General features: G+C 59.4%; 17 protein-coding genes. 6 read left to right on the plus strand and 11 right to left on the minus strand.

Annotated elements, in window-relative coordinates; genetic code table 11:
* Nucleotides 1–13: 13 nt before the first annotated feature.
* Nucleotides 14–472, plus strand: a complete 459-nt coding sequence (locus AC1MDT_RS17045) for a GNAT family N-acetyltransferase (RefSeq protein WP_480422812.1) — start codon at nt 14–16, stop codon at nt 470–472.
* 181 nt (nt 473–653) lie between these two features.
* Here the strand turns inward: AC1MDT_RS17045 and AC1MDT_RS17050 are convergent, their stop codons facing one another.
* The gene (locus AC1MDT_RS17050) at nt 654–980 is read right to left on the minus strand and encodes a type 1 fimbrial protein (RefSeq protein ID WP_480418213.1); all 327 of its coding nucleotides are present in this window, start codon (nt 978–980) and stop codon (nt 654–656) included.
* A gap of 264 nt (nt 981–1,244) precedes the next feature.
* Here AC1MDT_RS17050 and AC1MDT_RS17055 point away from each other — a divergent pair, with 264 nt between their 5' ends.
* The 5 genes from AC1MDT_RS17055 to AC1MDT_RS17075 all read left to right on the plus strand — a co-directional run bounded on the left by AC1MDT_RS17055 (nt 1,245) and on the right by AC1MDT_RS17075 (nt 9,566).
* Nucleotides 1,245–2,405, plus strand: a complete 1,161-nt coding sequence (locus AC1MDT_RS17055) for an efflux RND transporter periplasmic adaptor subunit (RefSeq protein WP_480418214.1) — start codon at nt 1,245–1,247, stop codon at nt 2,403–2,405.
* The gene (locus AC1MDT_RS17060; protein WP_480418215.1) at nt 2,402–5,515 is read left to right on the plus strand and encodes a multidrug efflux RND transporter permease subunit; all 3,114 of its coding nucleotides are present in this window, start codon (nt 2,402–2,404) and stop codon (nt 5,513–5,515) included. The genes AC1MDT_RS17055 and AC1MDT_RS17060 overlap by 4 nt, the downstream gene beginning before the upstream one ends.
* A gap of 9 nt (nt 5,516–5,524) precedes the next feature.
* Nucleotides 5,525–6,202, plus strand: a complete 678-nt coding sequence (locus tag AC1MDT_RS17065; RefSeq protein WP_480418216.1) for a heavy metal response regulator transcription factor — start codon at nt 5,525–5,527, stop codon at nt 6,200–6,202.
* Nucleotides 6,192–7,556 carry a heavy metal sensor histidine kinase gene (locus tag AC1MDT_RS17070; RefSeq protein ID WP_480418217.1) on the plus strand — a complete coding sequence of 455 codons (1,365 nt, stop codon included), beginning with the start codon at nt 6,192–6,194 and terminating at the stop codon, nt 7,554–7,556. Before AC1MDT_RS17065 ends, AC1MDT_RS17070 begins: the two co-directional genes overlap by 11 nt.
* Before the next feature lie 507 nt (nt 7,557–8,063).
* Nucleotides 8,064–9,566 (plus strand): diguanylate cyclase, encoded by a 1,503-nt coding sequence (locus AC1MDT_RS17075; RefSeq protein WP_480418218.1) that lies wholly within the window; start codon nt 8,064–8,066, stop codon nt 9,564–9,566.
* Between the two features lie 114 nt (nt 9,567–9,680).
* Here AC1MDT_RS17075 and AC1MDT_RS17080 read toward each other — a convergent pair.
* From AC1MDT_RS17080 to murD, 10 genes are all read right to left on the minus strand, one after another.
* Nucleotides 9,681–10,816 (minus strand): IS3 family transposase gene (locus AC1MDT_RS17080; protein WP_480418219.1). Its coding sequence is split into 2 segments (ribosomal slippage): nt 9,681–10,567 and nt 10,567–10,816, totalling 1,137 coding nucleotides; the frame shifts between segments, so codons are not numbered across the junction.
* Nucleotides 10,817–10,985: 169 nt separating this feature from the next.
* The gene (gene lpxC / locus AC1MDT_RS17085) at nt 10,986–11,897 is read right to left on the minus strand and encodes a UDP-3-O-acyl-N-acetylglucosamine deacetylase (protein WP_045059296.1); all 912 of its coding nucleotides are present in this window, start codon (nt 11,895–11,897) and stop codon (nt 10,986–10,988) included.
* Between the two features lie 112 nt (nt 11,898–12,009).
* Nucleotides 12,010–13,203, minus strand: coding sequence for a cell division protein FtsZ (gene ftsZ / locus AC1MDT_RS17090; protein WP_480418220.1), 1,194 nt, complete (start codon nt 13,201–13,203; stop codon nt 12,010–12,012).
* Between the two features lie 70 nt (nt 13,204–13,273).
* On the minus strand, nt 13,274–14,533 hold the full coding sequence (ftsA, locus tag AC1MDT_RS17095; RefSeq protein WP_414910012.1) for a cell division protein FtsA: 1,260 nt from the start codon (nt 14,531–14,533) through the stop codon (nt 13,274–13,276).
* Nucleotides 14,534–14,548: 15 nt separating this feature from the next.
* Nucleotides 14,549–15,418: a cell division protein FtsQ/DivIB gene (locus AC1MDT_RS17100; RefSeq protein ID WP_480418221.1), complete on the minus strand. Its 870-nt coding sequence runs from the start codon at nt 15,416–15,418 to the stop codon at nt 14,549–14,551.
* A gap of 4 nt (nt 15,419–15,422) precedes the next feature.
* Nucleotides 15,423–16,391: a D-alanine--D-alanine ligase gene (locus tag AC1MDT_RS17105; protein WP_480418222.1), complete on the minus strand. Its 969-nt coding sequence runs from the start codon at nt 16,389–16,391 to the stop codon at nt 15,423–15,425.
* Nucleotides 16,388–17,848, minus strand: a complete 1,461-nt coding sequence (murC, locus tag AC1MDT_RS17110) for a UDP-N-acetylmuramate--L-alanine ligase (RefSeq protein WP_480418223.1) — start codon at nt 17,846–17,848, stop codon at nt 16,388–16,390. Before murC ends, AC1MDT_RS17105 begins: the two co-directional genes overlap by 4 nt.
* Nucleotides 17,841–18,911 (minus strand): undecaprenyldiphospho-muramoylpentapeptide beta-N-acetylglucosaminyltransferase, encoded by a 1,071-nt coding sequence (gene murG / locus AC1MDT_RS17115; protein ID WP_480418224.1) that lies wholly within the window; start codon nt 18,909–18,911, stop codon nt 17,841–17,843. The genes murC and murG overlap by 8 nt, the downstream gene beginning before the upstream one ends.
* A complete protein-coding gene (gene ftsW / locus AC1MDT_RS17120) occupies nt 18,901–20,118 on the minus strand; it encodes a putative lipid II flippase FtsW (RefSeq protein WP_480418225.1) in 1,218 nt (405 codons plus the stop codon). The genes murG and ftsW overlap by 11 nt, the downstream gene beginning before the upstream one ends.
* A complete protein-coding gene (murD, locus tag AC1MDT_RS17125; RefSeq protein WP_480418226.1) occupies nt 20,115–21,461 on the minus strand; it encodes a UDP-N-acetylmuramoyl-L-alanine--D-glutamate ligase in 1,347 nt (448 codons plus the stop codon). The genes ftsW and murD overlap by 4 nt, the downstream gene beginning before the upstream one ends.
* Nucleotide 21,462: the final 1 nt, after the last annotated feature.

The following is a 21,462-nucleotide window of genomic DNA, read 5'->3' on the forward strand; positions in this document are numbered from 1 at the left end:
ATTCTGCTTTCTGATGCGGCGCAGCCTCACTGAAGCTGTGCCCGCGATCACCTGGCCCCAGGGAATCGTCCTGACCCAATACCGTCCCGACCTGGCAGAAGACGTTCATCGCTTGATGGAACTGGGTTATCTGCAAGGAGGGGGTCGCGTACCGGCTCTGGACGTGTGGCAACAGCGTTTTGAAACTGATCCCGAATACGATCCAACGCTGTGTTTCATCGCGCTGGATGCCCAAGGCATCGTTGGCGTGTGCCAGTGCTGGACGAGCGCCTACATCAAGAGTCTGGTGGTGCATCCGCGGGCTCAGGGACGAGGTTTGGGGCGAGCGTTGCTGCTGAATGCATTCAATGTGTTTCAGCAGCGGCGCGAAGGATTTGTAGATTTGAAAGTGCTGGAAGACAACCTTCGGGCGCAGCGGCTGTACGAAAGCGCCGGCATGCGGGTAGTCCGCCGGGAACCGGTCCCCACCTGACACACTGAACAATGCGTTTATTTCGTTACGGGCGGCCTGATCCAGGCGATGAGTTGTCTTTGATGGCCTCATCGCGAGCAGGCTCGCTCCCACCTCTGATCTCCATAGCACACAGACTCGTGTTCGGCGCAGATTCTACTGTAGGAGTGAGCCTGCTCCCGATGGCGGCAGCGGCACGGCCTTACAAGTAGGTGATGGTGACCCTACCTTTTTCAGGTGTCGAAACGACACTGGCCTCATCTGCCTTCAACGACTCGAAAGCCGTCGAAAACGGTATCGGACCGTGACCGCAGGCATTGCGATAGGTATCCACGTCCAGATCCAAACCGGATGTCACCTGGATACGTTGCGACTCGGCAAACTGCGACGGCCCGGCATGACTCACCGCACATCCCGAATTGACGATCTGCCCGACAAAATGCACGCTGCCCGACACCATTTGCGGTGCAGCGGATACCGCCAGAGGTATGAACAACAGCACACTCGAAACCACGATTTTCCGCTTCATTTCAAGCGCACTCCAGCATCGCTCATGGATCACCTCCTCTGTATCCGGTCATAGAAAATATCTTTAATCAGCTTAGTCGCCCTCGCCAGCAAGCCAGCTCCTGCGGGGGACTGTGGTGTACGCAAATGTTTCACAAAATTCATCAGGCTTCCAAACTGACAGCGCCGTCAGTTAGCAGTCACCCTCCTGACCGTCGAACAGGTTTATAAGGGAAGTATAAATCTGCCCAAAATCCCGACCACCCAGCCCCGGCGCCCCACTCGCATGCGAACTCAGAAAAAAAACGTCCTTCTCGCAGCCTTTCTGATCGTGTTGGTTGCGCTGGGCGGGTGGTATCTCGCTAAACCCACCACGGCCAAACTCGCCACGCCGCCGGCCATCCCCGTGCGCGTGGTCAACGTTGTCGAAAAAGACGTCCCCCGTTACGTCAGTGGCATCGGCTCAGTGCTGTCCCTGCACAGCGTCGTGGTACGACCGCAAATCGACGGCATCCTCACCAAAATCCTGGTCAAAGAAGGCCAACTGGTGAACAAAGGCGATTTGTTGGCCACCATCGACGACCGTTCGATCCGCGCCAGCCTCGACCAGACCCGGGCCCAATTGGGTGAAAGCCAGGCGCAACTGCAAGTGGCCCTGGTCAATCTCCAGCGCTACAAACTACTGAGCGTCGACGACGGCGTTTCCAAGCAGACCTACGACCAGCAACAAGCCCTGGTCAACCAACTCAAAGCCACTGCCCAAGGCAATCAGGCCTCAATCGACGCCGCTCAGGTGCAGCTTTCCTATACTCAGATTCACTCTCCGGTCACCGGTCGCGTCGGCATTCGTACCGTGGACGAAGGTAACTTTCTGCGCATGACCGACGCTCAAGGGCTGTTCACGGTGACCCAGATCGACCCGATCGCCGTGGAGTTCTCCCTGCCACAGCAAATGCTACCGATCCTGCAAGGCCTGATCAGCGATCCACAACGCGCCCAGGTCAAGGCCTACATCGGTGCCGACACTGACGGTGAAACCGGCAACCTGTTGGGTGAAGGCCACCTGACATTGATCGACAACCAGATCAACGCCAACACCGGGACCATCCGGGCCAAGGCTGAATTCAACAATCCCGGGCAGAAACTCTGGCCGGGGCTGCTGGTGACGGTAAAGATTCAGACAGCACTGGATAAAGATGTGCTGGTCGTACCGCCCACTGTCGTACAGCGCGGGCTCGATCAACATTTCGTCTACCGCGTCAAAGGCGACAAGGTCGAAACCGTCCCCGTGCAATTGGTCTATCAGGACAGCGGCATGAACATCATTAAAGGCGTGCAGGCCGGCGACCAACTGGTCAGTGACGGCCAGTCGCGGCTCAAACCAGGCGCGACCGTCCAGGTGCTGAGCGATCCGCCGCAGGTTGTTCAGTCGGAGATGGAGCAATGAAGGGCCACGGCTCGGTCTCCGCCTGGTGCATCGACCACCCGGTGGCCACTCTCCTGCTGACCTTTGCCCTGGTACTGCTCGGCGTCATCGCCTTCCCGCGCCTGCCGATTGCGCCATTGCCGGAAGCCGAGTTCCCAACCATTCAAGTCTCCGCGCAACTGCCCGGTGCCAGCCCGGATACCATGGCGTCATCGGTGGCCACGCCGCTTGAAGTGCAATTCAGTGCCATTCCCGGCATGACCCAGATGACCTCAAGCAGTGCCCTCGGCTCGAGCATCCTGACACTGCAATTCACCCTCGATAAAAGCATCGATACCGCCGCCCAGGAAGTTCAGGCCGCGATCAACACCGCTGCCGGCAAACTGCCCAAGGACATGCCGACCCTGCCGACCTGGAAGAAGGTCAACCCGGCCGACAGCCCGGTGCTGATCCTCAGTGTCAGCTCGGACCAGATGCCCGGCACCGAACTCAGTGACCTGGTGGAAACCTTACTGTCGCGCCAGATCAGCCAGATCGATGGCGTAGGCCAAATCAACATCACCGGTCAGCAACGTCCGGCAATTCGCGTTCAGGCGTCAGCCGACAAACTGGCAGCCATTGGCCTGACGCTGGCGGACATTCGCCTGGCGATCCAGCAGACCAGCCTCAATCTTGCCAAAGGTGCGCTGTATGGCAAATCGAGCATTTCGACCCTGTCCACCAACGACCAGTTGTTCCACCCCGAGGAATACGGTCAGCTGATCGTTTCCTACAAGAACGGTGCACCGGTCCATCTCAAGGATGTGGCCAACGTCGTCAACGGTTCGGAAGATGCTTACGTTCAGGCCTGGGCCGGCGATAAACCGGGGGTCAACCTGGTAATTTCCCGGCAACCGGGGGCCAATATTGTCGAGACCGTGGATCGCATTCAGGCGGCCCTGCCCGCCCTGGAAGCCATGCTGCCAGCCTCGGTGCAAGTCAAAGTGCTGATCGACCGCACGCAAACCATTCGCGCGTCCCTGCATGAAGTGGAAATCACCCTGCTGATCGCAATCATGCTGGTGGTGGCGGTGATGGCGCTGTTCCTGCGCCAATGGTCGGCGACGATGATCGTGTCGGCGGTACTCGGCGTTTCGCTGACCGCCAGTTTCGCCCTGATGTACATCATGGGCTTCAGCCTGAACAACCTGACCCTGGTGGCGATTGTCGTCGCCGTCGGGTTTGTGGTGGACGACGCGATTGTGGTGGTGGAGAACATTCACCGCCACCTGGAGGCCGGCGACGGCATGCGCGAGGCGGCGATCAAAGGCGCCGGCGAGATTGGCTTTACCGTGGTTTCGATCAGTTTCTCGTTGGTGGCGGCGTTCATTCCGCTGCTGTTCATGGGCGGTGTGGTCGGGCGACTGTTCAAGGAGTTCGCACTGACCGCCACCTCGACCATCATGATTTCGGTGGTGGTGTCGTTAACGTTGGCACCGACCCTGGCCGCGCTATTTATGCGCGCCCCCGTGCATCACGCCCACAGCAAACCAACGTTCGGTGAACGCTTGCTGGGTGGCTATGAAAAACTTTTGCGTCGCGCCCTTAACCATCAGAAATTGATGATCGGTGTGTTTGGCCTGTCACTCGGTTTGGCCATCGCCGGTTACATCTTCATTCCGAAAGGCTTCTTCCCGATACAGGACACCGGCTTCGTCCTCGGCACCACCGAAGCGGCTGCCGATATTTCCTACGGCGACATGGTGAAAAAACACCTGGCGATGGCTGAAATCGTCGCTGCGGATCCGGCGGTACAGGCGTTTTCCCACTCGGTCGGCGTCTCGGGCAGCAACCAGACCATTGCCAACGGCCGTTTCTGGATCACGTTGAAAAAACGCGGTGACCGTGACGTTTCGGCCAGCCAGTTCATCGACCGGATTCGCCCGCAACTGATGAAAGTCCCCGGCATCGTGCTCTACCTGCGCGCCGGCCAGGACATCAACCTCAGCTCCGGCCCGAGCCGCGCGCAATACCAATACGTGCTCAAGAGTAACGATGGCCCGACCCTCAGCACCTGGACCCAACGCCTGACGGAAAAACTGCGCAGCAACCCGGCGTTCCGGGATATTTCCAACGACTTGCAACTGGGCGGCAGCATCACCCACATCAGCATCGACCGCAGTGCCGCCGCACGCTTCGGCCTGACCGCCAGCGATGTCGACGAAGCGCTGTACGACGCATTTGGCCAACGGCAAATCAACGAATTCCAGACCCAGATCAACCAGTACAACGTAATCCTCGAGCTCGATACCAAGCAGCGCGGCAAGGCTGAAAGTCTCAACTATTTCTACCTGCGCTCCCCCCTGAGCGGCGAAATGGTGCCACTGTCGGCCTTGGCCAAATTCGATGCGCCGACCGTTGGCCCATTGTCCATCGCCCATGACGGGATGTTCCCGGCCGCCAACCTGTCATTCAATCTGGCGCCCGGCGTCGCGCTGGGCGATGCGGTGATCATGCTCAATCAGGCCAAGATTGATATCGGCATGCCGGCCGCCATCAGCGGCAACTTCCAGGGCGCGGCCCAGGCGTTCCAGAGTTCTCTGGCCAGCCAGCCATGGCTGATTCTGGCGGCGCTGGTGGCGGTGTACATCATTCTCGGCGTGCTCTATGAGAGCTTCGTCCACCCGCTGACCATCATCTCGACCCTGCCGTCGGCGGGGCTCGGGGCAGTGATCATGCTGTGGATCTGTGGCCAGGACTTCTCGATCATGGCGCTGATCGGATTGGTGCTGCTGATCGGCATCGTGAAGAAAAACGGCATCCTGATGATCGACTTCGCCCTCGACGCACAGCGCAAGGGCGGCTTGTCGCCGGAAGAGGCGATTTTCCAGGCGTGTATCACGCGGTTCCGGCCAATCATCATGACGACCCTCGCCGCCCTGCTCGGCGCCTTGCCGCTGATGCTCGGCTATGGCACCGGCGCCGAACTGCGCCAACCCTTGGGGATCGCGGTCGTCGGTGGCTTGCTGGTGAGCCAGGCGCTGACGCTGTTCACCACGCCAGTCATATACTTGTGGCTTGAGCGGCTTTTCCATCGGCACACACCCACACCAGCGCCTGCTCCGATACCGGCGCTGGCGAACACAGACTGAGGCGGGGTCATGCGCGTTCTGATTATCGAAGACGAGGAAAAAACCGCGGACTATTTGCACCGCGGCCTGACGGAACAGGGTTACACCGTGGACCTGGCCCGGGACGGCGTTGAAGGATTGCACCTGGCATTGGAAAGCGACTACGCGGTGATCGTCCTCGACGTCATGCTGCCTGGCCTCGACGGTTTCGGCGTACTGCGCGCCTTGCGTGCGCGCAAGCAAACCCCGGTCATCATGCTCACTGCCCGCGAGCGTGTGGAGGACCGCATCAAAGGCTTGCGCGACGGCGCCGACGATTACCTCGGCAAGCCGTTTTCCTTCCTCGAACTGGTGGCGCGCCTGCAAGCGTTGACCCGACGCAGCGGCGGCCACGAACCGGTGCAAGTGACCATCGCCGACCTGTGGATAGATTTGATCAGCCGTAAAGCCACCCGGGCCGGCACGCGCCTGGACCTGACCGCCAAGGAGTTCTCGCTGCTCAGTGTCCTGGCGCGTCGGCAAGGTGAAATCCTTTCGAAAACCGCCATCGCCGAAATGGTCTGGGACATTAATTTTGACAGCGATGCCAACGTCGTCGAAGTGGCGATAAAACGCCTGCGCGCCAAGCTCGATGGGCCGTTCGACGAAAAACTGCTGCACACGATTCGTGGCATGGGTTATGTGCTGGAGAGCCGCGGTGTCCAGTAATTCCATTGCCCTGCGCCTCAGTGGAATGTTCACGCTGGTGGCGCTGCTGGTGTTCCTGTTGATTGGCTGGGCGCTGTATCAACAGGTCGATAAAGGCTTGGGTTTGCTGCCCGAGGCTGAGCTGGATGCGCGTTACAGCGTGCTCGAATCCACCGTCGGCCGTTTTGGCACGCCCGAGCATTGGGTGAAGATCAACAGCAAGCTCAAGTTGCTCGGCGAAGAAGACAGGCGCATCAGTTTCTGGATCATCAGCGGCGATCCCAACTACGAATACGGCAACCTTACACCGCAGATTCGCGCCTTTTCGCAAGGGCCGCTGGGCAAGCGTGACCTGAAACTGCCGGATCACCCTTACCCATTGAAGGTGCTGGTCAGCCAGTTCCCGGCCAAGGACCAGCGACCAGCGCTGCGTTTCATGATAGGCATCGACACCGAGACGTTTTTTCAGACTCAACACCATTTGCTGATTGCCCTGATCAGCCTGGCGATTATCGGCGTATTACTGGCCTCGGCCCTGGGGTATTGGGTCGCGCGGATTGGCCTCAAGCCACTGATCAAACTGTCCCAGGAAGCCCAGCGACTGGCCCCTCCATTGCGTTCCGGTCGCTTGCGATTGTCTTCACTACCACCGGAACTCAATCAGTTCGTCAACTCGTTCAACTCCACGCTGGAGCGGGTCGAGCAGGCTTATTCGCGCCTCGAATCATTCAACGCGGACGTCGCCCACGAACTGCGTTCACCACTGACCAATCTGATTGGCCAGACCCAAGTCGCGCTGACTCGCGGGCGCTCGGCGGAACACTATTTCGAAGTACTGCAATCGAACCTTGAGGAGCTTGAGCGACTGCGTTCAATCATCAACGACATGCTATTCCTCGCCAGCGCCGACCAGGGCAGCAAGGCCACCAAACTGACGTCCACCTCGCTGGCGGATGAAGTGGCAACGACGCTGGAGTATCTGGATTTCATTCTTGAAGACGCTCAGGTTCAGGTTCAGGTCAGCGGTGATGCGCAAGTGCGGATCGAAATCGCTCATCTGCGCCGGGCGTTGATCAATCTGCTCAGCAACGCGGTGCAGCACACCGAGCCAGGGCAGGTGATTGAGGTACGCATTGAGGTTGAGGCGCATCAGGTCAGCATTGGTGTCGCGAACCCGGGCTTGCCGATAGCCAGCGAACATCTGTCGCGCTTGTTCGAGCGTTTTTATCGGGTTGATGCATCGCGCAGCAACAGCGGCAACAACCACGGCTTGGGGTTGGCGATCGTCAAGGCGATTGCGCTGATGCATGGCGGGGACGTGTTTGTGCGCAGTGATCATGGGATGAATACGTTCGGGATTCATCTGCCCGTCTGACGCTTTACTCGACACCAGAACTGCACCCGATCCTGTAGCAGCTGGCGAAGCCTGCGTTCGGCTGCGAAGCAGTCGTGAAATCAGGCGATGCGGTCTATCAGATAAATCGGGTGTGCAGGGTTTGCGACTGCTTCGCAGCCGAACGCAGGCTTCGCCAGCTGCTACACGTGCGGCGTCGTGCGACTTACTGTTGCTTTACCCGCAACAGTCCTTTCATGGATCCGCTCTTTTTCCCTTCTCCAAACCCCCTTATCGTTGCCCGCACCAAACAGCACTTGCCAGGCAAGAAGGTCTTAAAGGTGTCCGACTGAAAAAGACAGCTGACCTGACGACCACTCCGTTTTCTCGACACGGTCCAGGGGCTCTTCCCTTTGTACCGTTGTCTTCAAAGCCGCTGCTATCAGCGGCTTTTTTTCGTTATGTGAGCAATCGTCGACTACCCGTTCAATGTCTTCTAAGCTTCAACCTGCAAAAGGCCCCTCCGAGCCTTAGGAAGGCATCAGTCCCATGACCGCAAGCCGTCCCCGTTACGTTTCAGGCAAAACCGGGCGACCTGAGGTCATGGTGATCCTTGGCAGTTCGCTGACCGTCATCGCCATTCTCGGCATCGTGGCCTTCCTGCTGATCCGCGAACACGCCAACGCCGAACAGGAAGCCACACGCAGCGCAACCACCATCGCGCAGCTGATCGACGCCGATGTCCTGCGCACCGTTGAACTTTACGACTTGACCCTGCAAGGCCTGATTGCTGCCGCGCAACGAGACGATCTGAAACAGGTTTCGCCGCAAATCCGCCATTTGGTGCTGTTCGACCGCTCCACCACGGCACGCTTCAAGGGCGACGTTATGTTGCTGGGCAAGCACGGCGAGGTGCTGGCCGACTCGTCGTCGATAGAGCCCAAACCAGGCAATTTCGCTGATCGAGACGACTTTCTCGCCCACGCCTCCAATCGCGACACAGGTATGTTCATCAGTCGACCGTTCAAGCCCCAGTGCGACTGCGAAGACAGCGACGAATGGCAGATCAGTTTCAGCCGGCGCATCTCCTCGCCTACCGGTGAATTTCTGGGGGTGGCGGTGGCCTCCATGCGCCTGAGTTACTTCGACCAGTTGTTCAACAGCCTGGACATCGGCACTGGCAGCACGCTGAACATCATCAATGACGACGGTATTTTGCTCGCGCGAAAGCCATACCTGGAAAACGACTCAATCGGTAAAAATTTCGCCAACCGCCCCAACGTCATGCGTGTCCTGCGTGAGGGCAACGGCAGCTTCAGCAGTCTATCGAGCGTTGACCATAAGCAACGCCTATATACCTTTTCCAGGGTCGGTAACCTACCGTTGACGGTGATTGTCGCCCTGTCCAGCGATGAAGTGCTCGCCGCCTGGGAGCGCACGGCGGTCGTGATCAGCGGTGCCACCGGCGTGTTGTGCATTGGTCTGCTATGGCTGAGCTTGTTGCTCTGTCGAGAACTGCGTCTGCGCCACAACGCCGAACAGGAGTTGGAGCAATTGGCGGCCACCGATGCCTTGACCGGTGTAGCCAATCGCCGGACGCTGGACCAAACCCTGCGCCACGAATGGTTTCGCGCCCAACGCTCCGGCAAACCACTGTCGCTGCTGATGATCGATGCCGACCATTTCAAGGCCTTTAACGATCAGCATGGCCATCAGGCTGGAGACGATGCCCTGCGCGCCTTGGCCCAGGTGATCTCCGAGAATGTGCGGCGACCGGCGGATCTGGTCGCCCGTTACGGGGGTGAGGAGTTTTCGGTGATCCTGGCGGAAACGGGCAGCGCAGGTGCGCAGCAGATTGCCGAACACATCCGCGCTGCTGTGGAACAATTGCCGTTCGTGGCAGGCATTGAATCGCCGATTACTGTCAGTATTGGTATCAGCACCTGGACCACGAGCACCGATACCAGCCTCGAGCAGTTGCTGTTTGCAGCGGACAAGGCGCTGTATCTGGCGAAGGAAAGCGGGCGCAATCGGGTGATTGCCACCAACTGAGGAGTGATGTTGTGCTGACTGCCCCTTCGCGAGCAGGCTCGCTCCCACAGTAAACCGAGTCCCTGTGGGAGCGAGCCTGAACTGGTCAAGTAATCTTGGACACCGTTTAAGGTTTCACGCAGCCAGTCTCTCTCTAGCGACTGGCGATCGATAATCGTTGTAGCTATGAGGCCTGGTGGTGTTGTAACGCGATACGTAGCGCTGCACATCCGCTCGGGCCTCATGTTCCGATTCGTAGCCGGTTTCAGGCACCCATTCTGATTTCAAACTGCCAAAGAAACGCTCCATAGGGGCGTTGTCCCAGCACTCGCCTTTACGACTCATGCTTTGCCGCAGGCCATACTCCAATAGCTCGTTCCTGAACTTATGGCTGGTGTACTGACAGCCTTGATCGGAGTGAAACAGCACGTCTTTGGGTCGACCTCGTAGCTCAACCGCCATCCGTAAGGCCTCGCAGGTCAGCGAAGCATCGGAGATCATCGAAAACGACCAACCCACAACGCGACGAGCGTACAGATCCAGAACCGCCGCGAAATACAGCCACCGCTTACCAACCTTGATGTATGTCACGTCGCCACACCACACCTGATTGACCGCTTTAACATCAAACTTGCGCTTGAGTACGTGCGGCGCCACCAACGCCTCCACGCCAGGCGACTTGTACTTATGGCGCCTGCGCTGGCGACTGGTGATGCCGGTTTCGCGCATCAAACTGCGGGCCAAATACCGCCCGATGCGGTGCCCTTTCTCTTGCAGCTCCTTGGCCAGAGTCCGCGACCCCGCAGAGGCTCTTGACGCCCTGTGATGCTTGACCAGCACGGCTTTGAGCCTCTCCCGCTCGGGATTCACTTTGCCTTGGCGCTGACGCCAGGCGTAAAAGCTGCTGCGATTGATGCCAAACGCTCGGCAGCAATTGTTAACGCCGTACTGCTCGTCCAGCTCGCAGATCAACGAGAATGATCTTTGGCGTCCAAAAGCAGGAGAGCACTGGCCTTTTTTAGGATTTCGATATCCAGGTCTTTTTGCCGGAGCAACGCTTTAAGCTTCTGGATCTCTCGCTGATCAGCGGTAATCGCCTTGGCTCCTACCGGGGTCGAACCCAAGCGCTCCTTACGAACCTGATCGACCCAGCGGCGCAAGGCCGTGGGACCAATATCCAAACTGGCACAGACCTCGGGAACCGATTGTCCTTCGTCCAGCACCATGCTGGCAGCCTTGAGCTTGAACTCACTCGAGTAAGATTTCCGCATATCCAAAACACCTCAGATTTGGGCGCCATCATAGCGCCCGATTGAGGTGTCCAAAATCATTAGGCCAGTTCAGCCTGCTCGCGAAGAGGCCATGGAGAGCACCATCAAAACCGGGACATAAAAAAAGGCCACCCGAAGGCAGCCCTTAAAAACTAGAGAGGTTTTTTGCTTACACGGCCGCGACAGGGCGCATGTAAGAGATCGGTGCAGTACTGGCGTCTTCGAAAGTCACGACTTCCCAAGCATCTGTCTGCTCAATCAACTTGCGCAGCAGCTGGTTGTTCAATGCATGCCCGGACTTGAAGCCCTTGAACTCACCAATCAGGCTATTGCCCAGCAGGTAGAGGTCACCAATTGCGTCGAGGATTTTGTGCTTCACGAATTCGTCTTCATAGCGAAGGCCGTCTTCGTTCAGTACACCATCCGCGTCGACCACAATAGCGTTTTCAACGCTACCGCCGAGTGCGAGGTTGTGCTTGCGCAGGTACTCGATATCACTCATGAAACCAAAGGTACGGGCGCGACTGACTTCTTTTACGAACGAAGTACTGGAAAAATCCACGCTTGCACTTTGTGTGCGGTCACGGAAAACCGGGTGATCGAAATCGATCTCGAAGCTCACTTTGAAGCCTTCGAAAGGGACGAAAGTGGCGCGCTTGTCGCCGTCTTCCACTGTCACTTCCCGCAGGATACGGATGAACTTCTTGGCGGCGTCCTGTTCTTCCAGGCCGGCCGATTGAATCAGGAATACGAAAGGTCCAGCGCTACCATCCATGATCGGAACTTCGGACGCGGAGAGCTCGACGTAGGCGTTATCGATGCCCAGGCCAGCCATGGCCGAGAGCAAGTGCTCCACCGTATCCACTTTGGTATCACCACTGACCAATGTGGTCGACATCGTGGTTTCACCAACGTTTTCCGCGCGGGCAGGAATTTGCACCACAGGGTCGAGGTCGGCACGACAAAACACAATGCCGGTGTCGATAGGTGCAGGCTTGAGGGTCAGGTATACCTTCTCCCCGGAATGCAGGCCTACACCTGTGGCACGGATAATATTTTTCAGTGTGCGTTGTTTAATCATGGCTTGGGCCGCTTCAGCGCAAATTGCGAACTGGTATCAACAAAGGCTGGCGATGATAGCAGACCAGACCTTTGCTGAACACCAATCACCTTCATAGCCCTGATACATTCCATTAATCGGCCTGACGACGCAGGAAAGCCGGGATATCCAGATAATCCAGGTCATCTTGTGGATTCATCTTCGCGGCAGTCGCAGCACCGGCCTGAGCCTGGTTGCGCATGACGGTCGGACGGTCCAGGTCACGGTAGTTAACCGCTGGCGCTTCCTGGCGAGCAGGTGCCGATTGCTGCGGCTGGGAGGTCATGGAAGTGTGAACGGTATTGTCGATAACCTTCATAGGCTTCTCGATTTTCGCGCCCAGACCGGTAGCAACCACAGTCACGTGCAGTTCGTCGCGCATGTCCGGATCGATAACGGTACCGACCTTGACCATGGCGTGCTCGGAAGCGAACGCTTCGATGATGCTACCCACGTCGGAGTACTCACCCAGGGACAGGTCAGGACCGGCGGTGATGTTCACCAGGATGCCGCGTGCACCTTGCAGGTTCACGTCTTCCAGCAGCGGGTTGCGAATGGCCGCTTCGGTGGCCTCACGTGCACGGTTCGGACCGCTGGCGCAGCCAGTGCCCATCATCGCCATGCCCATTTCGCTCATCACGGTACGCACGTCGGCAAAGTCGACGTTGATCATGCCCGGACGCTTGATGATGTCGGAGATACCGCGAACGGCACCGGCCAATACATCGTCAGCCTTGGCGAAAGCCGACAGCAGGCTGGCGTCCTTACCGAGGATGGTCAGCAGTTTCTCGTTGGGAATGGTGATCAACGAGTCGACGCTTTCAGACAGCAGACGGATACCTTCGTCAGCGATCTGCATACGCTTGCGGCCTTCGAACGGGAACGGACGAGTCACCACCGCAACGGTGAGGATCCCCATTTCCTTGGCCACTTCAGCAATGATTGGCGCAGCACCGGTACCGGTACCACCGCCCATGCCGGTGGTGATGAACACCATATTGGTGCCCTGCAGGACTTCGGCAATGCGCTCACGATCTTCGAGAGCGGCCTGACGACCTACTTCAGGGTTGGCGCCAGCGCCCAGACCTTTGGTCACGCCGGTGCCCAGTTGCAGGATGGTCCGCGCGCCAATGCTCTTCAGCGCCTGGGCATCAGTGTTGGCGCAGATGAACTCAACGCCTTCAATGTTGCTCTTGACCATGTGGTTGACGGCGTTGCCGCCGCCTCCGCCAACACCGATAACTTTAATAACCGGGCTTGCGGGGATGTTGTCTACGAGTTCGAACATTTTCCCTCTCCTTTGATTCTCTAGTTTTTTCGCCTACTGCCTGTCTCTACAACGGTGCTGCGGTAAATCTTTAGAAGTTGCCTTGTACCCAGCTCTTGATGCGATCGAGCAAGGCGGCTTTCGGTTCGTCGTTGCTGTAGCTGTCGCGACTGCTGATGCCCGAGAACGAAACCCCGTCGGACTGCTTCTGCAGGCCATACATCAACAAGCCGACACCCGTGGAATAAATCGGGTTGCGGACCACGTCGTCCAGGCCCTTGACGCCATGCGGCACGCCCAGGCGGACCGGCATGTGGAAGATTTCCTCGGCCAGTTCGGTGGCGCCTTCCATCTTCGACGTACCACCGGTGAGCACGATGCCGGCCGGGATCAGGTCTTCGTAGCCACTGCGACGCAGCTCGGCCTGGATCAGCGTGAACAGTTCGTCGTAACGCGGCTCGACCACTTCGGCCAGGGCCTGACGGGACAGCTCGCGCGGTGGACGATCGCCAACGCTCGGGACTTTGATGGTTTCGCCGGCACCGGCCAGTTTGGCCAGGGCGCAGGCGTAGCGAATCTTGATTTCTTCGGCGTACTGGGTCGGTGTGCGCAACGCCATGGCGATGTCATTGGTCACCTGATCGCCCGCAATCGGGATCACCGCGGTGTGGCGAATCGCGCCTTCAGTGAAGATCGCGATGTCGGTGGTGCCGCCGCCGATATCAACCAGGCACACGCCCAGTTCTTTCTCGTCGTCGGTCAGCACCGAGTACGCGGATGCCAGTTGCTCGAGGATGATGTCGTCGATTTCCAGACCGCAACGGCGCACGCATTTTTCAATGTTCTGTGCGGCGTTGACGGCGCAGGTGACCACGTGGACCTTGGCTTCCAGACGTACGCCGGACATGCCCAGTGGCTCACGAACGCCTTCCTGGTTATCGATCACGTAATCCTGCGGCAGGGTGTGCAACACACGCTGGTCAGCCGGGATCGCCACGGCCTGGGCGGCATCAAGCACGCGCTCAAGGTCAGCTGTACTGACTTCGCGATCACGAATCGCGACGATGCCGTGGGAGTTCAGGCTGCGGATGTGATTGCCCGCCACGCCAACGAACGCCGAGTGGATCCGGCAACCGGCCATCAGCTGTGCTTCTTCGATCGCGCGCTGGATCGACTGCACGGTGGACTCAATGTTCACCACCACGCCTTTCTTCAGGCCACGGGACGGATGCGTACCGATCCCGACGATTTCCAGCGTGCCGTCGTCCGACACCTCACCTACCAGCGCCACCACTTTGGAGGTGCCGATATCAAGACCGACGATCATTTTGCCGCTTTGCACGTTTGCCATGGGTCCTGCCTCTTCTTAATTCTTCGCGACAGCGGGTTGGGCTGTCGTGGGCGCTACAGGTTCCCGCCAGCCAACGGCGAGGCCGTTGGCGTAGCGCAGATCGATGCGCGCAATGTTCGTAATCTGTTCTTTAAGCGTCTTGTCGTAGATGGCAATGAAACGGCGCATCTTTTCCACCAGGTTGCCGCGACCCAGCAGCAGTTCGATCCCCGGGCCCGCACTGCCGGCGCCGGTGGTCAGGAACCAGCTGCCTCGTTCACGCAACTCCAGGCGTGCAATCGAGAAGCCCAACGGCCTGAGCATCTGGCTCAGCACCTGGTATTGCTGCATCACTTGCTGCTGAGCCCGCTGTGGGCCGAACAGCTGCGGCAAGTGTTCGTAGTTCGCCAGCTCTCGCGGGGTGAACGCCTGGCCCTGGTTGTTCAACAGCGATTCGTCGCCCCAACGGGCCACCGGCAGTTGTTCTTCCAGGCGGATCACTACTTGATCCGGCCACACCCTGCGCACTTCTGCGTGGGCAATCCATGGCATCTGTTCCAGCTCGGTGCGCATGCTCGCCAGGTCGATGGTGAAGAAGCTCGACGCCACGTACGGGGCGATCCGCTGCTGCACCGCTTGCTGGCTGATGTAACTCAAATCGCCCTGCACGTTGATCTTGGTGATAGGACGGTCGGCGTAGGGCAACAATCGCTGAGCGCCTTCATAAGTGCCGAAGCCCAGCGCCACCAGCAACACGGGCCAGAACAAGCTTTTCAGAAAGCCAAAATTGGCTTTCGGCAGGCGCACAGACATCGGCTCTTTGGCCACCATTCGGCTGGCTCCCCGAGGTACCGGCTTGCGGCCGGGTGCTGGGGGTGGCTGATGTCTTAGCTGAGCGCCTTGCATGGTCTTAACCTCGCGGCTCGTTGTTGCCGGCAATGCTGGCGGCCAAAATCGCCAGAACCAGTTGCTGGAAATCCAGACCGGCAGCACGGGCCGCCATCGGCACCAGACTGTGATCGGTCATGCCCGGTGCGGTGTTGACTTCCAGGAACCAGAACTGCCCGTCGGCGTCCTGCATCACGTCTGCCCTGCCCCAACCGGCGATACCCAGCGCCTCACAGGCTTTCGCCGTCAGGTCCATGAGTTCCTTTTCTTTGTCGCTGTCCAGGCCACACGGGATCCGGTACTGGGTATCGGAAGCCACGTACTTGGCGTCGTAGTCGTAGAAGCTGTGCGTCGTGCCCAGGGCAATCGGTGGCAACACCTGGTCACGCAGGGTGGCGATGGTGAACTCCGGACCTTGAATCCATTGCTCGACCAACACTTGCGAATCGTAGGTACTGGCCGCTTTCCAGGCGTCAATCAATTCAGACGCGCAAGTCACTTTGGCCATCCCGATACTTGAACCTTCATGCGCCGGTTTGACGATCAAAGGGAAGCCCAGTTCCGTGGCCGCCGAAATACAATCGGCCTCGCTGCTCAAAGCAGCGTGACGTGGCGTCGGGATACCCAGGCTGTGCCAGACCTGTTTGGTCCGCAGCTTGTCCATCGCCAGCGCCGAGGCAAGAATGCCGCTGCCGGTGTACGGAATGCCCAGGCATTCGAGCAAGCCCTGCATGCTGCCGTCTTCACCGCCACGACCGTGGAGGATGATGAAGGCGCGGTCGATCTTTTCGTTCAACAGACGCTGCAGAAGGTCATCGCCCACGTCGAGACCGAACGCGTCCACACCCGCGCTTTGCAGTGCCTGGAGAACCGCGTTACCCGACTTCAAGGAAACCTCACGCTCGGCACTCTTGCCGCCGAACAGCACGGCGACGCGGCCGAAGTCTTTCGGCGCGAGGGTGGAGACGAGGTTGGCGTAAGCAGCAGTCATTTCAACTTCCCCACAGTTGGCGCGGCAACGGCGCCAGCAAACAACGGACTCTTCAACAGTTTTGGTGCGAGACCACCGATATCACCAGCGCCCTGGCACAGCAGGATGTCACCGGCACGCAGCAACGGCTTGACCACCGGCGCGAGGTCGACACCACGATCGATGTAGATCGGATCGAGCTGACCTCGCTGGCGGATGCTGTTGCACAGCTTGCGGCTGTCAGCGCCCGGAATCGGCTCTTCACCGGCCGGATACACTTCCATCAACAGCAGCACGTTGGCGTCGGCCAGTACATTGACGAAATCGTCGTACAGGTCACGGGTGCGGCTGTAACGGTGCGGCTGGTACACCATCACCAGACGGCGCTCAGGCCAGCCACCGCGTACGGCTTTGATCACGGCGGCGACTTCGGTCGGGTGGTGACCGTAATCGTCGACCAGCATCACGTTGCCACCCTCTACCGGCAATTCGCCGTAGACCTGGAAGCGTCGACCAACACCCTGGAACCCGGACAGTCCCTGGACGATAGCTTCATCGCTGACGCCTTCGTCGGTGGCGATGCAAATGGTGGCCAGCGCGTTCAACACGTTGTGGTTACCCGGCATGTTCACCGAGACATCCAGCGGCTCGCAATCAGGACGCAGCACGGTGAAGAAGGTCTGCATGCCTTGCTGGCGCACATTGATGGCGCGCACGTCACAGTCATCGCCGAAGCCATAAGTGACCGTCGGACGTTTCACCAGCGGCAGGATTTCACGCACCACCGGATCGTCCAGGCACACCACCGCCAGCCCATAGAAAGGCAGGTTGTGGAGGAACTCGACGAAGGTTTTCTTCAGTTTGTTGAAGTCACCGTCGTAGGTCGCCATGTGGTCGGCGTCGATGTTGGTGACGACAGCCACCAGCGGCTGCAAGTGCAGGAAGCTGGCATCGCTTTCGTCGGCTTCGGCAATCAGGTAGCGGCTGGTGCCGAGCTGGGCATTGGTGCCAGCAGCATTCAGGCGGCCACCGATGACGAACGTCGGGTCCAGGCCACCGGCCGCGAACACCGAGGCGATCAGGCTGGTGGTGGTGGTTTTGCCGTGGGTACCGGCGACGGCGATGCCGTGACGGTAACGCATCAGCTCAGCCAGCATTTCAGCGCGCGGCACCACCGGAATCCGGCGTTCCAGTGCGGTGGCGACTTCCGGGTTGGAAGTGTTCACTGCACTCGACACCACCAGCACGTCCGCGGCGGCAGCGTTCTCGGCACGGTGGCCGATGAAAATCTTCGCGCCGAACGATTCCAGGCGTTCGGTCACTGGCGAGGCTTTCAGGTCGGAACCGGACACGTCATAGCCCAGGTTCAACAACACTTCGGCAATCCCGCACATGCCCACGCCGCCGATACCGACGAAGTGGATGCGACGGATGCGGCGCATTTCCGGTTGCGGCATGGCTTTCTGATTCTCAACCATGGGCCACCTCCAGGCAGGTATCGACCACGTTACGGGTGGCATCGGGTTTGGCCAGGCGGCGGGCCGCGGTGGCCATGTCGGTGAGTCGTTGTGGTTGCATCAGGACCTCGGTCAGGCGCGCGGCAAGATCCGCTGCGCCAGTCGTTCTTTGCGGCATCACGAAGGCAGCGCCTTCACGGGCCAAATAATCGGCATTGCGGGTCTGGTGATCGTCGATCGCATGGGGCAAAGGCACCAACATCGAGGGCAGACCGGCGGCAGCCAGTTCACTGATGGTCAGCGCGCCTGCGCGGCATACCACCAGGTCGGCCCAGCCATAGGCTTGGGCCATGTCTTTGATGAAAGGCTGCACTTGCGCCTCGACGCCAGCCGCGCGATAGCGCTCTGCAGTCACTTCATCGTGGTTTTTGCCAGCCTGATGAAACACTTCCGGGCGCAGGTCGGAGGCGACTTGCGACAGGGCTTCAGGCAGCAATTTGTTCAACGGTTCTGCGCCCAGGCTTCCGCCCAGAATCAGTAAACGCGCCTTGCGACCAGCCAGGGCAGGTCGCGGTGTATCGAGGAACAGCTCGGTGCGCACCGGGTTACCGGTGGTCCGACGGCTGTCCGACAGGGTAAAGGTGTCGGGGAACGCTTCACAGACTCGGGCGGCCAACGGCACCAGCAACCGATTGGCGGTACCGGCTATTGCGTTCTGCTCGTGAACGATCACCGGCACGCCGGCCAGTTTGGCCGCGACGCCGCCAGGACCGGTCACAAAACCACCGAAACCGACCGCACACACCGGCCGCAGCTGGCGAATGATTGCGCGCGCCTGCCAGATGGATTTGAGCAACATGAACGGCGCCTTGAGCAGCGACAATTTGCCCTTGCCGCGCAGTCCGCTGGCATTGATCCGGTGCAGCTCGATGCCGGCCATCGGCACCAGGTCGTTTTCGATGCCACGCGGCGTCCCGAGCCAGTGCACGGTGTAACCGCGGGCCTGAAATTCGCGAGCGCAAGCCAGCGCCGGGAACACATGGCCCCCAGTACCGCCGGCCATGATCAAAACGTTAGCGCCCATGGTTCGGCTCCTCGTCGAAGTCGCTCTCATGGAACTCCATTTCTTCACTGCCGAGGTGGGTTCGACTCTCCCACTCGATGCGTAGCAACAAACCGAGACAGGCGCAGCAAATCACCAACGAACTACCGCCATAACTGAGGAACGGCAGCGTCAGACCTTTGGTTGGCAGCAGCCCCACGTTCACTCCGATGTTGATCAGGAACTGACCAATCCACAGGAACGACAAGCCGTATGCGATGTAGGCGGCAAAGAATTGCTTGGCCTTCTCGGCCCAAAAGCCGATGTACATGCCACGAATACAGACAAAGACGAACAGCGCTACGGTGCACAAAGAACCCACCGCGCCGAGTTCTTCGGCCAGGACCGAAAACACGAAGTCGGTGTGGGCTTCCGGCAGGTAGAACTGCTTCTGCACGCTGTTGCCCAGGCCAACGCCCAGCCATTCACCGCGACCAAAAGCAATCAAAGCCTGGGACAACTGATAGCCGGCACCGAACTGGTCGGCCCATGGATCGGCAAAGTTGGTCAGGCGCGCCATTCGATACGGCTGCACTTGAATCAACAACACCACCGCCGCAACCGCCAGGACAACCATCAAGGAAAACCGGAACAGCCCGACCCCGCCGAGGAACAGCATCGCCGCAGCAGCCCCCATCATCACGACGGTGGCACCGAAGTCCGGCTCCATCAGCAACAGACCTGCCATGGGTAACAGAACGATGAAAGGCTTGAAGAAGCCCATCCAGCTTTCACGCACTTCTTTCTGGCGCCGCACCAGATAGCCGGCGAGGTAGATCACCACGAACACCTTGGCGATCTCGGAAGGCTGAACGTTGAAGAAACTGAAGCCGATCCAGCGCATCGAACCGTTCACTTCACGGCCGATGCCCGGGACGATCACCATTACCAGCAAACCGAATGCACCCAGCAGCATCAGCCAGCCCATGCGTTGCCAGGTGGCAATCGGGATCATCATGGTGACGATGCAGGCACCAAGGCCGAGCACGATGTAAATAAGGTGTCGAATCATGTAATACAGCGCACTGCCCGACTGCACCGCCGCCACTTCGGTGGAGGCCGATGCAATCATGACCAGGCCCAGACCGAGCAAGGCCAGGCAGCCGGCAAGCATCGGAAAATCGAGGTCGATGCCGCGTCCGGTAATGATCGGCGACGGATACGGCTTAATGATATTTCGCAGGCTCATGCCAGATCCTCCACAGCGCGGACGAACTGGTGACCACGGTCTTCGTAATTCTTGAACATGTCGAAACTGGCGCAAGCTGGCGACAGCAGGACCGCATCGCCCGGTTCGGCGAGGGCGCGGCATTGCGCGATTGCTTCGTCCAGCGAGCTGACGCGAACCAACGGCACGGCATCGCCGATGGCCTGGCCGATCAAGTCGGAGTCACGGCCCATCAACACCACGGCGCGGCAGTTGGCCGCCACCGGATCACGCAGGTCCTTGAACTCGGCTCCCTTGCCGTCGCCACCGGCGATCAGCACGAGTTTGCCCTCGATGTCCGCGCCCAACCCTTCGATAGCCGCCAGTGCGGCGCCGACGTTGGTAGCTTTGGAATCGTTGTAGTAGCTCACGCCATTCAGATCACGCACCCACTGGCAGCGATGCTCAAGCCCGGCAAACGTACGCAGGCTCGCGAGCATGGCATCGAACGGCAGGCCCACCGCGTGGCCCAAGGCCAATGCTGCCAGTGCGTTGGACTGGTTGTGGGCGCCGCGAATTTTCAACTCGCGCACCGGCATCAGGTTCTGGAACTCGAAGGCCAGGTATTTCTCGCCGTCTTCTTCGCGGATACCGAATGCCTTGAAATCGGGTTTGCTCAAACCGAAGGTCCAGCAAGGCTGACCTTCACCTATCAACGGACGGCTCAGGGCATCCTGACGGTTGACCACAAACTGTCTGGCGCCACGGAAGATCCGGTGCTTGGCCAGATGATAGGCCGGCAGGCCGCTGTAGCGGTCCATGTGGTCTTCGCTGACGTTGAGCACCGTCGCCACTTCAGCACCCAGGTGGTCGGTGGTTTCCAGCTGGAAACTCGACAGCTCCATCACGTACAGCTCGACGTCATCGCTGAGCAGGTCCAGCGCCGGTGTACCGAGGTTGCCGCCAACGGCGACACGCTTGCCGGCCGCTGCCGCCATCTCGCCGACCAGGGTGGTGACGGTGCTTTTCGCGTTGGAACCGCTGATGGCGACAATCGGCGCTTTCGCGTTACGCGCGAACAGTTCGATGTCGCCGGACAATTTCACGCCACGGGCGGCGGCGGCCTGCAGGGCCGGCGTTGCCAACGCCAGGCCAGGGCTGACGTAGAGTTCATCGGCGCGGCACAAGAACTCAACGTCCAGCTCGCCACAACGCACCTCCACGTGCGGATAGTCACGCTTGAGCGTGGCCAGTTCCGGTGGATTTTCCCGCGTATCGGCGACAGCAAACGACGTGCCCCGGTTCGCCAGGAAGCGAACCAGGGACATGCCGCTCTTGCCGAGACCGACAACGATGCGGAAGTGGTCAGAAGCGATCAGAGACACT

The organism is Pseudomonas sp. ASL7 (genome assembly GCF_056680375.1).